Source organism: Streptomyces sp. NPDC031554 (genome assembly GCF_055580685.1).
Map to the genome: position 1 here is coordinate 142114 of NZ_JBVIKX010000011.1, position 15726 is coordinate 157839.

At 69.8% G+C, this 15726-nt stretch carries 18 protein-coding genes and 1 tRNA gene; 16 read left to right on the plus strand and 3 right to left on the minus strand.

The features are described from left to right. Positions 1-54: 54 nt before the first annotated feature. The 11 genes from ACZ5FU_RS26280 (at position 55) to ACZ5FU_RS26330 (ending at position 9402) form a co-directional block, all read left to right on the plus strand. The gene (locus ACZ5FU_RS26280) at positions 55-663 is read left to right on the plus strand and encodes an rRNA adenine N-6-methyltransferase family protein (RefSeq protein ID WP_469046925.1); all 609 of its coding nucleotides are present in this window, start codon (positions 55-57) and stop codon (positions 661-663) included. After that, positions 651-1829 (plus strand): metallophosphoesterase, encoded by a 1179-nt coding sequence (locus tag ACZ5FU_RS26285; protein ID WP_469046926.1) that lies wholly within the window; start codon positions 651-653, stop codon positions 1827-1829. Before ACZ5FU_RS26280 ends, ACZ5FU_RS26285 begins: the two co-directional genes overlap by 13 nt. Further along, complete coding sequence (locus ACZ5FU_RS26290; RefSeq protein ID WP_469046928.1) at positions 1822-2634, plus strand: TauD/TfdA family dioxygenase; 813 nt, start codon at positions 1822-1824, stop codon at positions 2632-2634. The genes ACZ5FU_RS26285 and ACZ5FU_RS26290 overlap by 8 nt, the downstream gene beginning before the upstream one ends. Further along, on the plus strand, positions 2631-3185 hold the full coding sequence (locus ACZ5FU_RS26295) for a dCTP deaminase (protein WP_469046930.1): 555 nt from the start codon (positions 2631-2633) through the stop codon (positions 3183-3185). The genes ACZ5FU_RS26290 and ACZ5FU_RS26295 overlap by 4 nt, the downstream gene beginning before the upstream one ends. Continuing rightward, entirely contained in the window at positions 3182-3706 is a 525-nt protein-coding gene (locus ACZ5FU_RS26300; RefSeq protein WP_469046932.1) for a dCTP deaminase, read from the plus strand. Before ACZ5FU_RS26295 ends, ACZ5FU_RS26300 begins: the two co-directional genes overlap by 4 nt. A gap of 5 nt (positions 3707-3711) precedes the next feature. After that, on the plus strand, positions 3712-4437 hold the full coding sequence (locus ACZ5FU_RS26305) for a PIG-L deacetylase family protein (protein ID WP_469046933.1): 726 nt from the start codon (positions 3712-3714) through the stop codon (positions 4435-4437). Beyond that, positions 4434-5165, plus strand: a complete 732-nt coding sequence (locus tag ACZ5FU_RS26310) for a WbqC family protein (protein ID WP_469046935.1) — start codon at positions 4434-4436, stop codon at positions 5163-5165. The genes ACZ5FU_RS26305 and ACZ5FU_RS26310 overlap by 4 nt, the downstream gene beginning before the upstream one ends. Continuing rightward, positions 5162-6268 (plus strand): glycosyltransferase family 4 protein, encoded by a 1107-nt coding sequence (locus tag ACZ5FU_RS26315; protein ID WP_469046937.1) that lies wholly within the window; start codon positions 5162-5164, stop codon positions 6266-6268. Before ACZ5FU_RS26310 ends, ACZ5FU_RS26315 begins: the two co-directional genes overlap by 4 nt. Continuing rightward, positions 6265-7926: a proline--tRNA ligase gene (locus ACZ5FU_RS26320; protein WP_469046939.1), complete on the plus strand. Its 1662-nt coding sequence runs from the start codon at positions 6265-6267 to the stop codon at positions 7924-7926. The genes ACZ5FU_RS26315 and ACZ5FU_RS26320 overlap by 4 nt, the downstream gene beginning before the upstream one ends. Positions 7927-8123: 197 nt before the next feature. Further along, positions 8124-8198, plus strand: a tRNA-Ala gene (locus tag ACZ5FU_RS26325). Between the two features lie 115 nt (positions 8199-8313). Continuing rightward, positions 8314-9402, plus strand: coding sequence for a UDP-N-acetylglucosamine--N-acetylmuramyl-(pentapeptide) pyrophosphoryl-undecaprenol N-acetylglucosamine transferase (locus ACZ5FU_RS26330; RefSeq protein ID WP_469046940.1), 1089 nt, complete (start codon positions 8314-8316; stop codon positions 9400-9402). A gap of 3 nt (positions 9403-9405) precedes the next feature. Here the strand turns inward: ACZ5FU_RS26330 and ACZ5FU_RS26335 are convergent, their stop codons facing one another. Continuing rightward, positions 9406-9798: an HIT domain-containing protein gene (locus ACZ5FU_RS26335; RefSeq protein ID WP_469046942.1), complete on the minus strand. Its 393-nt coding sequence runs from the start codon at positions 9796-9798 to the stop codon at positions 9406-9408. Between the two features lie 274 nt (positions 9799-10072). On the opposite strand from ACZ5FU_RS26335, the gene ACZ5FU_RS26340 reads away from it, so the two are divergent. Then, complete coding sequence (locus ACZ5FU_RS26340) at positions 10073-11509, plus strand: hypothetical protein (RefSeq protein WP_469046943.1); 1437 nt, start codon at positions 10073-10075, stop codon at positions 11507-11509. Positions 11510-11580: 71 nt separating this feature from the next. Next, positions 11581-12000: a GNAT family N-acetyltransferase gene (locus ACZ5FU_RS26345; RefSeq protein WP_469046945.1), complete on the plus strand. Its 420-nt coding sequence runs from the start codon at positions 11581-11583 to the stop codon at positions 11998-12000. Positions 12001-12087: 87 nt separating this feature from the next. Here ACZ5FU_RS26345 and ACZ5FU_RS26350 read toward each other — a convergent pair whose 3' ends face one another. Both ACZ5FU_RS26350 and ACZ5FU_RS26355 read right to left on the minus strand, forming a co-directional pair. Next, the gene (locus tag ACZ5FU_RS26350; RefSeq protein ID WP_469046947.1) at positions 12088-12597 is read right to left on the minus strand and encodes a hypothetical protein; all 510 of its coding nucleotides are present in this window, start codon (positions 12595-12597) and stop codon (positions 12088-12090) included. 170 nt (positions 12598-12767) lie between these two features. Continuing rightward, positions 12768-13673, minus strand: a complete 906-nt coding sequence (locus tag ACZ5FU_RS26355; RefSeq protein ID WP_469046949.1) for a hypothetical protein — start codon at positions 13671-13673, stop codon at positions 12768-12770. A gap of 485 nt (positions 13674-14158) precedes the next feature. Here ACZ5FU_RS26355 and ACZ5FU_RS26360 point away from each other — a divergent pair, with 485 nt between their 5' ends. The 3 genes from ACZ5FU_RS26360 (at position 14159) to ACZ5FU_RS26370 (ending at position 15671) form a co-directional block, all read left to right on the plus strand. After that, positions 14159-14521: a hypothetical protein gene (locus tag ACZ5FU_RS26360; RefSeq protein WP_469046951.1), complete on the plus strand. Its 363-nt coding sequence runs from the start codon at positions 14159-14161 to the stop codon at positions 14519-14521. 176 nt (positions 14522-14697) lie between these two features. Next, positions 14698-15054, plus strand: a complete 357-nt coding sequence (locus ACZ5FU_RS26365; RefSeq protein WP_469046952.1) for an SH3 domain-containing protein — start codon at positions 14698-14700, stop codon at positions 15052-15054. A 77-nt stretch (positions 15055-15131) separates the two neighbouring features. Then, complete coding sequence (locus tag ACZ5FU_RS26370; protein ID WP_469046953.1) at positions 15132-15671, plus strand: hypothetical protein; 540 nt, start codon at positions 15132-15134, stop codon at positions 15669-15671. Positions 15672-15726 lie beyond the last annotated feature (55 nt).

Sequence of the window (15726 nt, forward strand, 5' to 3'; positions counted from 1 at the left end):
CACTAGTACGCCAGTCACCGGCGTCACGTGCATGACCGTGAAGGGAACTCAGTGATGCAACAGTCACCGCTCCTCAGCACAGCCCCGGTCCTCGCCGACGACTTCGCGGCCAGCGGGTTCCAGGTCCGCGCGGACCTGGGGCAGCACTTCCTGCGGTCGCCCGAATCAGCTCGCCGCCTTCTGGAGCGGGCGGAGATACCGAGCGGAGCCCAGGTTCTCGAGGTCGGCGCAGGACTGGGCACGCTGTCCGCGACGATCGGCGCGGCGGGCTGCCGCATCTGGGCGGTGGAGAAGGACCACCGGCTGCAGAGCCAACTGGAGCAGCGGCTCGGCGAGTTCGGCGACCGCGCCCGGATCACGATCGACGACATCCGCCACGTCGACCTCGACCAGGGCCTGGAGACAGGCAGCACGCTGATGTCGATCATGCCGTTCGCTCCGGAGCTGGCCGTCGCTCTGGTCCGCCACGTGTTCGCCTCGCCGCGGCTGGCTCGCGGCCTGGTGGTGATGCCGCTCCTCGGCGCCGAACAACTGGCGGCCGACGGAACAGCCGGTCTGCGGATCGAGGAGGTGGACGGCATCGCGCGGGCCGACTTCTACCCGCCGGCGCCGACGGTCCTGCGCGTCGTGGCAATCGAGAGGACCCGGCCGTGCTCGAAGTGATCGCCACCGGATGCTTCCACTCCGCTCTGCCCGAGGGCCGTGCCGCGCTTGCAGCCCTGCGGTCGGCGAGGGCGAACGGCGCCGTGGTCCTCGACGCGGGGGACTTCTTCTCCGGCAGCGCCTTCCACGCCTTCTCCCAGGGACGGGTCGAGGAACAGATCCTGTCGACGCTGTACGACGCCGTCGTGCCGGGCAACCATGATCTTCTCGACCTGATGCGGCTGAGGGCACCGGATCACTTCCCTCCGGTGGTCTGCGCCAACCTTCGCCCGCCTGCCGCGTTCGCCGGTCGCTGGGTCAGCGGGCTGATGTTGGAGCGGGGGACGCACCGCCTGGGCGTCGTCGGCTATCTGGGGCGGCAAGCCTTCGAGACGATCCCCGAACAGGAGCGGGCCAACTTCACGTACTGCGACCCGACCGCGGAACTGATCGGGGCGGAGGCGTCCCGGCTGCGGGAGGCTGGCGCCGACATCGTCATCGGGGTCAGCCACACAGGCTTCCTCGCCGACGTCGCCGACCAGGAGGCCCACTGGCCGCTGCATGTGGTCGTGGCCGCCCACTGTCACTCGCCCTGGTCGCACTGGACGGAGGGCGGCCGGCACGTCGCGAAGCCGCCGGCGGGCGGAACGGGGCTGCTGCGCCTGACCCTCGATCCGTCCGGCTCCCACCGCGTCACCCAGGAGACCTGCCCGCCCCCTGCGCCGTCCGGCGACGGCCTGGAAGACGACCTGGCAGCGTACGAGAGGTGGGGCAAAGAGCCGCTCGGCACGCTTGACGCGCTGTTGGCGGACCGCCGCGACGTCGCGCGCCGCCTCGCCGAACAGGCTCGCCGCCGTCTCGGAGCACATGCGTTCGTGATCAACCTCTACACCCTGCGCCGTGGCCTGCCGCAGACCGTGACGCGCCAGGACCTGCTGGCCTGCGCCCCGTTCGACAGTGACCTCGTCGTCCTGGACACCGCGTGCCCGCTCGACGAGCTGACGGCCCGCGCTCGTGCCGTCGGCGAGGAACTCATCGCGGCCACCTCCGACTCTGGTCCGGGCCCGGGCACGGTCGCGACCACCGGCTATGTCGCCGACCGTCTCGGCTTGTCCGCACGCCGGGCCCATCCCCCGCGCACGCTGCGCGACACCCTCACCGATCTCGTTCGGAGTCCTCATGAGTGATGTGCTGACCCTGAATGGCCGCGACCTGACCAGCGGCCCGCACGCACCCGGCCAGCTCGCCGACGCCGTCACCGACCTGGGGGCGGGCCGAGTCCTGGTTCAGTTCGAAGGACAGGACCACACGCTGAACCTGGAACTCGGCCTGAGTCTGCTCTCCAGCCTCGGACCCGTCCTGACCGTCTACCCCGACGACGGCTGCTGGAGCGACCTGTCGGTCCGCCTGTCCGCCGACCCCGGGCGCACGCACGGTGTCGGGGAGAACCGGCTGCACGTCGACCTGGTCGACCGCGACCGGCTTCCCCGCTACATCGCCCTGTACTGCGTCCGCGAAGACCCGTTGGGCGGCGGGGCATCGGCACTGGCCGACCTCTGGCAGGCTGCCGACGCCCTCTCGGACACCGACCGCGCGATCCTGTCCCAGCCGGTCTTCTCGTACTTCGCTGACCAGGACGTGCACGGCGTCGGCGAGAGCCTGGAGCGGTTCCCCGTCCTGCCGGAGCGGATCGACGGCAGTGTCCCGATCCGGTTCACCGCCAAGATGGGGCCGCACCTCGAGCGCGGCGAACTTGTCGACGCAGAGAAGCCCCAGCCGACCGCCGCAGCGTTCGGCCGGTTCGTCGACGCCGTCGTCGCCTGCCGCTCCACCATCCGCCTGATGCCGGGCGACCTGCTCATCTTCGACCAGCACCGCTACGCGCACGGCCGGATGCCGCTCGGCAAAGGCCAGGACACCTGCGACGCCGACAAGCGACGGCTGTTGCGGCAGACGTACGTCGGCGCGGGAGCGTTCGGAGGGCCGCGATGATCCTCACGGGCCCCGCGATCCGCGCGTCGGTCGAGGCCGGGCAGATCACCATCGCCCCGTTCGACGCGGATCTGCTGAACCCCAACAGCTACAACTACCGCCTCGGCAGGACGTTGAAGCAGGTCACCAGCAATCCGGCCGACCCGACGTGCCCGGCCGAGACGGCCCCGATCGAGCTGCCCGACGAGGGGTATGTCCTGCGTCCGGGCGCCGTGTACCTGGGCGCGACGGTGGAGACCCTCGGCAGTACCGAGTTCGTGACGAGTCTGATCGGCCGGTCCTCGCTCGGCCGGCTGGGCATGTTCCTGCAGATCTCCGCCGACCTCGGTCAGCTCGGCCCCGCTCACCGTTGGACGCTGGAAATCAAGGTCGTTCAGCCGCTGCGGGTCTACCCGGAAATGAGGATCGGACAAGTCAGCTTCTGGGCGCCGGTCGGCGGCCGCCTGCCCTACACCGGGCACTACGCCCACATCAGCGAGCCCGCCCCGTGTTCGCCGACCGTGGCGGCCGGTCCGGGCGCGTCACTCGAGCGGCAGGAGGTGGCTGCATGATCCTCACCGGTCCCGAGATCGAGGCACAGGTCAAGACCGAGGCCATCCGCATCAGCCCCTTCGACGCCGGGCTGATCCAGCCGAACAGCTACAACTTCCACCTGGGCGAGCACATCGGCTGGTACACCGGCGAGATCCTCGACTGCGCCCGCGAGAACCCGTTCGAGACGCACACCATCCCCAGCGAGGGCATGGTGCTTGAGCCCGACCGCATCTACCTGGCCTCCACCCGCGAGGAGATCGGCAGCGACTTCTACGTGCCGATCATCCGCGCCCGCTCCTCGATCGCGCGCCTCGGCCTGTTCGTGCACTGCACCGCCGACCTCATCGACATCGGCTCGCACGGGCAGCTCACCCTGCAACTGCACGCCGTCCAGCGCGTCAAGATCTACCCAGGACTGCTCATCGGACAGGTCACCTTCTGGGTTCCACAGGGGGACATCGTCCTCTACGACGGGAAGTACCAGGGATCCGAGGGGCCACGGCCGTCGCTGGTCCACCGCGATTTCGAGGCCCGGTGACATCCGTGTCCACCGCCCCCTCCAGCGGACCGGTTGAGCGGGTCGTCGCCGTGGTCGCCCACCCGGACGACCCCGAGCTGCTGTGCTACGGCACGCTGCGCAAGGCCCGCGAGGCCGGCGCGGCGGTGTCGGTCGTGGTCGTCACTCACGGCGCGAACGGCGTCTCGATCGCCGACGCCGACGCCGGCCGTGAACTCACCGAGGACGAGCGGGAGAAGGAGGCCACCGCCGCCTGGCACGACACCGGCATCGACGTGGTCTTCCTCCACCTGACCGACGGCGCGCTGGTGGCCGACCTCCACCTGATCTCACTGGTGGAGGCCGAGCTGAACCGGCTTCAGTGCACCCTGCTCATCACCCACAGCCCGCGAGCGGCCAACGACCACCAGGACCACCTGGCGGTCGCCGCGGCCGCCGCGAACGCCGCCACCCGCGTGCCGACCTGCCACACCGTGCTCCACGGCGAACCCCACGCCCCCCGCTCCGGCTTCAGCCCGACCGTCCTCGTCGACGTCAGCGACTTCGTCGACGACAAGGTCCGTGCCCTGGCCGTGCACCACAGCCAGGGCGGGCGCTGGTACCTGGGCGAGGAGTACACCCGCCACCGCGCCGCCCAGGCCGGATGGTCCCTGCGCCCCGCGGCCGCGTCCACGGGGCATGCCTTCGAGGCCTTCGAGACCACCCTGCTCACCCTCACCTTCGCTCCTTCGCGAAAGGACGCCCGACCTTGATCTACATCGAACAGCCGCCCTTCGCCCCCTGGTTGGGGTTCTGCGAGGCCCTGCTCGGCTGCGACGCGGTCGCCTTCTACGACGACGTGCAGTACACCCAGGGCGGCTGGCAGAACCGCAACCGCATCAAGACCGCGGACGGAATCGCCTGGCTGACCGTGCCCGTCGTCCGGGAGACCGGCCAGCTCATCAAGGACACCCGGATCGCGCCCTCCTTCGACCCCGAGGCCATGCTGCACAAGATCCGCCTCGCCTACGCCCGCACCGCCTACGTCGACGAGACCCTGAACGTGCTGCGTCCGGCGCTGACGGCCGACCACACTCACCTGGTCGACCTCAACATCGACCTGATCACAGCCATCGCCACCGCACTCGGCTCCCGGGCCCGTCTGCTGCGCACCTCCCAAATGAAGATCACCGCAGAAGACAAGACCGAGCGGCTGGCCCAGATCTGCGCGGCCGCCGGGGAACGAGTGCTGTGGGCCGGCTCCGGCACCCGCAGCTACCTCGCCACCAGCGAACTGGAACGCCACCAGGTATCGGTGCGGTGGAACGAGTTCGCCGACCGGCACCCGCAGTACGTCCAGGCGTGGCCCCGCCAGCAGTTCATCGCGGGCCTGTCCGTCATCGACGCGGTGTGCGCCCTGGGGTGGGCCGGCACCGCCGCGCTGCTGCGTACCTCGTTCGACGCCTACCTCCCGCACGCCGAGAAGGGAAGCGCGGCATGAACCATCCGCTGATCCTGACCGGGATCGACCTGCCGATGGAGCCCTCGTGCGGGTCGACCATCTGGTGCAGCGACGTCTACCAGCGGGTCACCGGCGACTTCCGGGTGCTGTACCTGGGCCTGCCCGGCAGCGGCACGTGGAAGCACAACTTCCCCGAGACCACCCTGCTCGCCGCCGAAAAACAGCCCTACGGCCCGGGCTTCGACGCATACGCAGCCGAACTGACCGACGAGGTCGCCGACCTCATCGGCGCGCACCGGCCCGACCTCATCCACGCCCAGCACCTCGGGTTCGGGCTCGCACTCGCGTTCGCCCGCGCGGCCGGCACCACCCCCATGGTGTCCGTCGCCCACGGCACCGACGTCATCGCCGCCGCCGAAAGCGAGCAGGCCCTCAACGTCCTCACCGAGATCGTGGCCGCCAGCACCAAGGTCGTCGTCCCGAACACGGCCATGGGCCTCGAGGTAGACCGGCTCACCCGCCACGCCTACACCGACCGGCTGACGACCGTCACCTGGGGCGTCCCGCTCCCGCCCGCGCCGACCGCTGCGCCCCGGCCAGGCCACCGGCTGAACCTTCTGCACGCCGGCCGCCTCGACGCCAACAAGTCCACCATCACCGCGATCGAATCCCTCGCCCTCACCCAGGACGAGCACCACCTCACCGTGATCGGCAGCGGCAGCGAGCTCCCGCTGCTCAAGGAACGCACCCAACGGCTCGGCCTGGGCGAGCGGGTCACCTTCGAGCCGTTCCTGCCGCGCGAGGAGCTGTGGGAGCGGTTCGCCGGATTCGACGCCCTGGTGTTCACCACCCGCCAGCTGGAGGCCTTCGGCCTGGTCGCCGTCGAAGCCCAGGCTCATGGCCTGCCAGTCCTCTACGGCGACCTGCCCGGCCTGGACTACACCCTCGGCGACGGCGGCATGGCCTACCGTCCCGGCGACGCACCGGCGCTCGCCGCACTCATCGACCGCGTGGCCGCCGACGAGGCGCGACGTCAGGACCTGCACCGCGCGGCCGCGGCCAACGCCCGCCGGCACGACATCGCCAACACCACCGCACAGTTGACCCGCCTGTCCCGTACCGCGATCAAGGGGCGCCAATGACCACCACTCCGTTGCACGCCAGTCGGCTGTGGCCCCCCGTCCGCCGTGGGGCGGGCGAGGCCACCGACCCCACCCTCGACCTGCTGTACCACCTGGGACTGATCTCCCGGACCGACGCCACCGGCGTCCACACCCTCCTCCCGCTCGGCCTGCGGGTCCACGATCGGATGTCCGCGATCGCCCGCCAGGCGTTCGAGGAGCGCGGCGGGCTCGCCTTCGCCGCTCCCACCCTGCAGAGCCGCCGGCTGTGGGAGGAGACCGGCCGGTGGCAGGCCTATCAGCGCGAGGGCGCTCTGTTGACGGTGCGCAGCTCCAGCGGCGAGGAGATGTGCCTCGCGCCGACCTCGGAGGAAATCGCGGCCGCAACGGTCCGCGAGCACCTGCGCTCCTTCCGCGACCTGCCCGTCCGGTTGTTCCTGTCGACGAGCAAGTTCCGGGACGAACTCTCCCCGCGCGGCGGGCTGATGCGCGGACGGGAATTCACCATGGCCGACGCCTACACCTTCGACGTGTCCGCTGATGGCATGCGCGAGTCGGTGGCCTTCCTCAACAACGCCTGCTCCGCAGCCCTGACCGGCATGGGACTGAGCGGGGTGTTCCAGGCCCCGGCCGACGGAGGCGCCATCTCAGCCGGTCCCAGCACTGAGCACCTGGTGCTGTCCGACGCCGGGCAGGGCGCCATCGTCGCCTGCGACCATTGCGGCAACCGCGGCGACGGCGCAGTCACGCCCGCGCGGCCCGCACCGCCGCCCGCCGCGCCCGTCGTCAACGTGATCGCCTTCGTCCTCACCCACCCCGACGGGCGCCTGCAGGCAGCAGCCGTGGCCGTCCGGTCCGACCTCAAGGTCAGCGCCCGCAAGGTCGCCGCCGTCACCGGCGCCTCGCGCGTGGCCCTGCTCGAGCCGCAGGACCTTCCCAGCATCCTCGGCAAGGAAGCCGGCACCCTCACCCCGTGGGATGCCGCGGCCAGCCCCGACACGCTCCTACTGTTCGACAGTTCCGTCGCCGACCTGGACGAGTTCGCGATCTCGGACGGCGGCGACGGACTGCGCAGCGGAGTGACCTGGAACGGGGACCAGCACCTGCGGGCCCTCAAGCCCCGCGGCCGCGACCTCGCCGCAGCCTCGGACGGCAGCCTCTGCACCCGCTGTCCCGGGACCCACCGCGAGATCCGCGCCGTCGAAGTCGCTCACGTCTTCGAGCTCGGCACCCAGTACTCCCAGCCGATGAAGCTCGGTTTCACCGATCACGCCGGACGCCAGAGCGTCCCCTGGATGGCCTGCTCCGGCATCGGCATCACCCGCTGCATGCAGACCGCCGCCGACCTCCACCGCGACCACCAGGGCCTGCGCTGGAAGCCCGGCACCGGGCCAGCCGATGTGCACCTCGCCGTACTGCGCGCCGACCAGCCGGCGATGCGCGAGCGCACCGACCGGCTCGTGGAAGACCTCACCGCCCGCGGCGTGAGTCTGCTCGTCGACGACCGGCCACTGCCCGCCGGGGAGAAGCTCCGCTACGCACGCCTGCTGGGCCTCCCGTACGCCGTCGTTCTCTCCCCCGACCGACCCGCCGAGGAGGTCGAGGTCATCAGCCGCTGGACCGGACGCACGGCTATCACTCAATCCAGCCACATTCTCCAGGTCGCCACCGCCGGATAACCCGGGAGGCACGCCCGGCCGCGCCGGAATAGCGTTACCGAAACACCAGTCACGGCGACGCTATTCTGCATGCCTGCTCGTAGATAAAAGTCTCGCGAATTCACGCATCTGAGCGATGGCGAAAACACCGCCGTATTCATCCGATCCTGTTGACGCCCGGATACGGCGACCCCTAGCGTAAGGCGCACCACAGTAAACGGGTCGTAGCTCAAGTGGTGGAGCACGGCAAAAGCGTTGCCGAGGAGCAGGTTCGAGTCCGGCCGGCCCGACCAACTCAGCCGGTGGCCCGCGCCGCGTACGGTCATTGGCCGTGCCAGGGCGCGGGACCACCGCTGAAGCAATATCAGCCACCTGCACACATGTCACGCGAACCCGGAAACGGTATTAATGAAAATTGCGATCACCGGAGGCGGCAGCGCCGGGCACGTCGTTCCCGCTCTTTCCGTCGCCGCCCAGCTCTCCTCGCAGGGCGTGGACGAACTCGTGTTCTTCGGTCGGTACGGAAGTATCGAGCACGAGTACGCCGAGAACGCGAGAATCCGTTTCTGCTCCGTACCTTCCGCCGGCCTGAAGCGCTACGGCTCGTGGAGCAACCTGACGATGCCCTTCACCGTGCTGCGCGGCATCGGCGCCGCCTGGCGGGCCATGCGCCGCGAGCGTCCCGACGCCGTGTTCAGCAAGGGGGGCTACGTCACCGTCCCCGTCGGCATCGCCGCCTGGCTGTGCCGTGTCCCGGTTGTCATCCACGAGTCCGACCACTCCCTCGGACTCGCCAACCGGATCCTCGCTCGCATGGCCGACCGCGTCTGCCTCTCCGAACCGGACCGGGCCACGACGCCGCGCTGGCTCGCCAGGAAGACGGTGGTCACCGGCCTGCCTCTGCGTCACGACCTCGCCGAGGGGCAGCCGGATCGGCTGCGCAGCCAGCTCGGCATCCCGGCCGACGCTGAGGTGCTGCTGATCTTCTGCGGCAGCAGCGGATCCGCTCGCATCAACGACGCCGTGCGCAGCCAACTGGACAAGCTTCGCGGCCGGTTCGCGGTGATCCACGTGTGCGGCAAGGGCAACCTCGACCCGTCCCTCGACGGAACGGCCGGCTACTGGCAGGTCGAGTACCTGCACCAGGAGATGACCGACGCGCTCTGGCTGGCAGACCTGGTCGTCGGCAGGGCCGGGGCGACGACCCTGGCCGAGCTGGAGGTGCTCGGCAAGCGTGCCGTCCTCATCCCGCTCCCGGCCAGCGTCAGCCGTGGCGATCAGCTGGTCAACGCCGAGGCCTACACGCGACGCCACGAGGGGCGCAGCCGCGTTGTCCAGGACGACGACGGACTCACCGGGGGCGCCGCGCTCGCCGAAGCCTGCTTGCACCTCGCCGAGGTTCCCGCGGGGTCCGGCCGACCGGACCCCGCCGCGATCCATCAGGCGGCCGGCCGCATTGCCCGGGAGACGCTCGAGGCGGCACGTCGCGCCCGGTAGGTCTCAGTTGTCGCCGTGGCCGTACAGGGCGAAGATCTGCTCGTCGGTTTCGCCGCGGTGGTAGACGTGCCAGTGCAGGTGCTTGGACTCCTGGTAGAGGCCGACGTTCGTGGTCACTGAGGCCGCGCCGTGCTTCTCGCTCACCTGCCCGGCCACTGCGGCCACCACCTCCATGACCTCCGCCAGCAGCTCGGGCCCACCGTCCCCGAGGTCGACCAGCGACGGAATGTGCTCCTTCGGCACCACCACGATGTGCACCGGGTGCGACGGCTTGGTGTGGTGAAACGCCAGCACTCGGTCCGTCTCCATCACCGGCTTGATCTCCACGAGCCCGGCTAGGGCCTGGTGGCAGTAGAAGTCGGAGACCTGGGCGGGGGCCACAGCAGCAGTGGTCACAGTTCGTCACTTTCCGTCTCTGTCGGTGATCTAGGCGCCAAGATTACCGTCCAGCCACACGACTCACCCTCTACTCAGCCACCTCACCCGCCCCTTGGGCCCCTTCGCGCGGGGGCAGGCGCGCCCCTTGCCGACGGCAGAGACGGCAGAAGGCCGAGAGAGTCCGGCTATCGCTGCTCCACAACCGCAGGCGGCGGAGCCCGAGGACATCCCGGCCGAACTCCGCTGTGTCAGAGGGGAATCCGTTCTCCCGAACCGGTCCTACGCTACCTGTGTGACCACTGGCAGCGGCTCACGGCCGGGCGCGTCGGGCGCACCCTCTCAACGGCAGGCGAACACCGCGCTCATCGCAGCGCTGGACCATGGCCGCCTGTCGCCCCGCGGTCTTACGCGCGGCATCAACGACAAGCTCAAGGCGGTCGGTGAGGACCCGGTACATCCCACGGCGGGCTACAACTGGTGCAGCGGCGCGATCCCGCGCTCGCCGCTCGTGCGCCGACTGGCGGCGGTAGTTCTCAGCGAGGCGTCGTCGAAGCAATACACCGTCACCGACCTGTGGGGGCCGGTCGGCGCCGACCGGCCGACCATGTCGGCCACCGACGGCCTCGTCGGTCCGCACCACTTGTCGGGTGTACTGGCCAGCGCCGCCATCTGGACCGAAGACTCGACGCAGTACGCAGCCCTGCGTACCGCCACGTCAGATCAGATGACCGCAGCTGTGTGGGACGGCACGCGGCAACAGGCCGCCCCGACCCTCGGCCTGGACGGCCTCGCCGAACGCGTCCACCCCCCGCTGATGACCTCACTGGAAGAGCTCCTGCAGTCGCTGCGCCGCCTGGACGACCAGACCGGCGGAGGCCCGCTGTCCCAACGGCAGGTCCGAAAGGCACTCTCCGAAGTTGTCCTCATCCTGCGGACCAGCAGGTACAGCCCGGACATCCGCACCAGGCTGCTCCGCAACGCGGCCGGCCTGGCCCAACTCGGAGGCTGGATGGCCTTCGACGGGAACCTCGCCGCAGCAGCCCAGCGCTACCAACTGCTGGCCATCCGCTTCGCCCAGGCGGCAGGCGACCACGACACCGTCTCCAACATCTTGGGCATGCTCGCCTACCAGCACGCCGCTCACGCACGCCCGGCGGAAGCCCTGCGCTTCGCGGCCAGTGCCGTTGAGCACTCCGCCCATAGACTTCCGCTCGTCCGGGCCCGGGCACTCGGACGCCTGGCGACAGCCCACGCGAGCGCCGGCGATGTCGACGGCTTCCGCCGAGCCGCCGACGAGTGCCAGGCGCTGATCGCCCGGCGCACACCCGAAGATCCGCCTAGCCTGTACTACTTCACCGACGACCAACTCGCCGCCGAGTCCGGCCACGCCCTGGTAGAACTCGCCGTCACGAACCCGCGCCACTCACGCACCCTGCTGACGGAGGCCTTCGACCTGCTCTCACCCCTGGTCAGCCAGGGCTCCGAGGGCGGCTACCAGCGTTCCGCCGTCCTTCACGGTATCCATCTCGCCCGCGCCCGCCTCCTCACCAAGGACTCCGAGGCGACCGCACGCGTCCTGACGACCGTCGCCGGTCAAGTGACCGGCGTCCAGTCGCTTCGCTGCCGCGCGCTCCTGGCCGACCTCCGCCGCCACGCCGGCCCGCGGCTGCGCTCCGGTGATCGCTCCGATGCCATCGCAGTCGTCGACCGGGCACTATCAGCGGTATGACGTCGCCTTCCAGCAGCCCTCAGCTCCCCGCCGCTTGGGCCATCGACCCGGCCCCGTATGACACTCCGGCCGTGCAGCAGCTCCTGCGACAGTTCCAGGCGGCCCAGACTGAGATCTACGGGTATGCCGACGACCCCAACGACACACCAGCGGCGGACTACGCCCCGCCCCTCGGCCTGTTCCTCCTCGCCCGGGACGCCTCCCGCCGTCCCGTCGGCTGCGGCGGCTGGCGGCGCTTCGACGCGACCACGGGCGAGATCAAGCGCATGTACGTGCACCCGGACGTGCGCAGACACGCTCTCGGCAGACAGCTGCTGCACGAGCTGGAAGAACACGCGCGTCAACTGGGCCTCACCCACATGCAGTTGGAAACCGGCGTGGCCAACACCGCGGCCCTCGCGCTCTACCGTTCGCAGGGCTACCACCCCATCGCCGCGTATCGCCTCGGCCGGAACCCGGCGATAAACCGTGCCCTTCGCAAAGCCCTGTGAGCACGTCGGTGATCGGGTCGCCCGGCCCCGGACCGCTGGCGCGCCCGGCTACCTGGTGCCGAGGGTCGGGCGCGCCCGAGTGTGCGCCTAGGCCGGCCCCGGGAGCTTGGTGAAGGCAGCGGCGAGCTGCCGGGCGGTCACCGGCTCCGACTCGGGGAGTCCGGCCTCAAGCCAGGCCTCCTTGGAGGCGACGGTGTCGCTCTCCGCCGCTTTGACGAGGAAGTTCTTGGCGGAGTTCGAGGCGATCGGCTCGGTTGCCTCCCCCAGGTCGGACAGGTGCACGGCGACGCGGGAGTTGTGCTGCTGGTTCTTGGCCATCGGCTCGTTGTAGCGGTACACCCTGACGCGATGACTGATCAGGGACCGGGCGTGCTCGATCATGACCTGCCCGGCGTCGGTGTCGCCACGGTCCGTGCGAATCTGCTCGAATTCGTTGGAGGTGTTGAGCAGGGTGAGCACCCCGCGGGTACTCACCGCCTCGACACTGACACCGATCACAACCGCGGTGAACTGACTGCTCCGGCTGGGATCGGTCAGGCGCTGAAGGCGGTTGTCCAGGGCGTCGCCCAGTGTGAAGAGCTCCATGGCCAGCGCCATGACCCGTTCCTTCCACTGGCCTTCCTGACCAGGGGGACACGGGCCTGCGGCCTGGGACGCGGCAATGACGAGATCGAGACGGTTGGTCACTTGCCCATCATCGCCGACCCGGCGTCGCCTTCGCGCGGGCCTTGCCCGGGAGGAGCGAACCGCTCCCCCCGGGGCAGAGGTCAATGGCGGTGGACGGGTTCGTCGGTGTCCTCGGGGAGTTCGAAGCCTGCGCAGTAGTCGACGCTGGACTCCGGACTGATGAGGTCGCCCGGGGTGGGGCCGGTGCAGTAGGCATCGAAGACCTCGGCGGCAGTGAGGGGTGCCAGCCGACCGTGCAGGACGCGCCAGGCGTGTACGCGCTCGTGTGCCTCGGGATCCATCGGGGTGGTGCGCATGAGAACTCCGCCCGGGCCGCCCATGGCGAGGGCGGCTGCGAGGATCGTGGTGAAACGGACCATGTCGATCGGGGTGGCTTCGGCGGGGACGTCGGCCGTCTCGTGCGTGACGTGCAGCGAGGCGGTCAGGGGGTTGCCCTCGAACATGAGCGAGCAGACCAGGCGGCTGCTGCCCTGCGACCCGGCCCCGTCGAGCAGTGCCGCCAGTAGGCGCTTGGCCGTTTGGATGGCCGCGTGGCCGATGTCGTGACCGCATCGGGAGCAGTCGCCCAGGCTGAGCACTAGGCCGGAGGCGAATTCGAAGGTGGCCTGCTCGATTGCGCGGTCGGCGAGAGCGCCGATCAACTCCCGGAGGTCCTGTCCCTCGTAGACGACGTGTGCGGCGGACGCGGCTTCAGTGGCGGTGAAGAGGGCGCGACTGAGAGGGGCGGCCGGGTCTATGGAGCGCTGGCTGCAGAAGTCCGCGTAGTCGGTGGGGTCGAGGAGCACAGCGAGGGTGTGCTGACCGTTGGCGGTGTGACTGCGAAGAAGGGCTTCGACGTGGCGAAGGTAAGCGTCGTAGTCGTCGACCGGGACCGCCGTCAGACGACGCATCGCGTGGAAGTCGACCGGGTCGCTGAGGATTCCGATGACGGCGGGGACCTCGGCCAGGAGCGGGTTGGCGGCGCGCTCTTCGTTGGGCATGGTCATGAAAGCCTCCGCTGAGAAGAGATGGGCTTTGGGGCGTGGAGCCAGCACGTCGGGGGCACGACAGGGCAGTCAGCTCGCGTCGTCCCGCGCTGTCTGCTGGATCAATCGCGCGCCGGTGTTGGTGGGCGGGAAAGACACCGGCCCACGACGTACTTCCGGCGGGAGGAACGCGGGCAGAGGGGCGCGGGGTCTTCTCTGCCGTGCTGCGTCAGCATACCTATAGCGAGTTGCCTAAGCAACCAATATTTCGGGGGTGCTGACCCGCACTCAAGGGGCAAGCCGGGTGCGCCTGAACGGGTGTGCCGTAGGCGTCCCGGTGGCGGGTGGTGGCCGATTCGGGCTTCTCATCGGGTGCAAAACGGGCTGGAACGCAATGGAGTGCCACATGTTGCCTAGCGGCACTCGGGCCCATCCTTCGCAAAGTGAGGGGCGCGCCTCGGGCCCCGAGGCGATTCCTGACCGAAGGCCCACCGAAGGAGTCCCTCGTGATAACCCAGCGCCTCAAGCGCACCCTCCTGGCCACCACGATGGGTCTGGCGGTCGCCGCCGGTGGCCTTGCCACCGCCTCGACGGCGCAGGCCTACGACACCGGCCACACGAAGGTCAGCTGCAGCGCGGTCAAGATCCGCAAGGCTCCCTCGAAGCACGCCACGGTGGTGGGCATCGGCTACCGCGGCGACAAGGTCGCCTACAACCAGTGGGCCTACAAGCGCGCCGAGAAGCAGTGGTACACCCGCGGAACCGTGACGCGGAGGAGCGACGGCAAGAAGGTGTACGGCTACATGGTCTACCAGTGCGCCAACCCCTACGGCACCAATCCCGCGCCCACGCCGCCGATCCCGAAGTAGTGCGCGCCTGAGCGGTGTTGCGCCCCATTGATGCTCATGCAGGTGCCCTGGCCAGCATCCCTTCCGCCGCTGCCTTCCTCAGTGGGACGCCGTGAGGCGGTCGTCCCGCGCACGGGGCGGGCTCCCGACTCGGCGCGTCCAGACCTCGCCCCTTTCTCCCTTCGAAAGGTCGCACGATGATCCGCAATCTCGTCCTCCGCTCGGTTGCCCCCGCCGCCCTCGCCCTCGCGGCCGCTGCCACCCTGACCGTGACCGCGGCGCCCGCCGCGCACGCCGTCGGTGAGAGCAGCAAGTGCACTGTCAACTGGTCCAACTTCCCGGGCACCGTGGCCAAGAACGGCTGGAACTACCGAACCGGCCCGTCCACCGGCTACGCCAGCCGCGGCTACCTGTACCGCGGCGACAAGGTGACCGTGCTGTGCAGCCGCGGCAACTGGGACTACACCGCGCTCTCCAAGCGATCGAAGTCCGGGATCCCCAAGGGCACCCGTGGATGGGTGCGCAGCGACGGCCTCTACCAGCTGGCCGGCTGACCCCCCGCGACACCCCCGCCCCGCACTGGCCAAGAACGGTCCGCCGACCCCATTCCTGGATTCCTGGAGGAGTCACCATGCCCGCGCTCAGGCGCATCGCCGTCCCCCTGCTCGCTGCCGCCGCTGTCACCGGCACCACCCTCGCCACCGCCGGAACGGCCTCCGCGGCCGACTACCGCTGCACGACCAGCAGCAGCAAATCCTTCGACGACCCGTCGTACAACGGCCCCGACAGCGACAACTGGTCGTTCAAGGTTCAGCTGTGCGCCAAGCGGTCGGGCGGCTACATCTACACCACGGCCACGGTGTACTGGGACGGCCCCTACTCGTCCGGCACGAACAACAGCTTCACCTTCAACAAGGCGCGCTTCCACCTCGAGACCAAGAAGAGCGTGAGGGGCACGGACCCGGTCGTGAAGTCGGCCAACTACACCGGGCTCGAGGGCGCGCTCGAAAACAGCAGCGCCGCGGGCAACGGCTCGTACAAGACGGGGACGCTCAAGTACCGGGCCGGCTCTGGGCGCTACCTGGCCGACGGTTACATCCAGCTGGACTGGTCGGGTGACGGCAAGGACTACAAGGCTCCGATCCTGTTCACCGCCTCCCCGACCGTGTAGGAGTCCAGCCCCCCGTCCCGTACAGCTGCTCCCGCACCGCGACAGCGGTCACCGA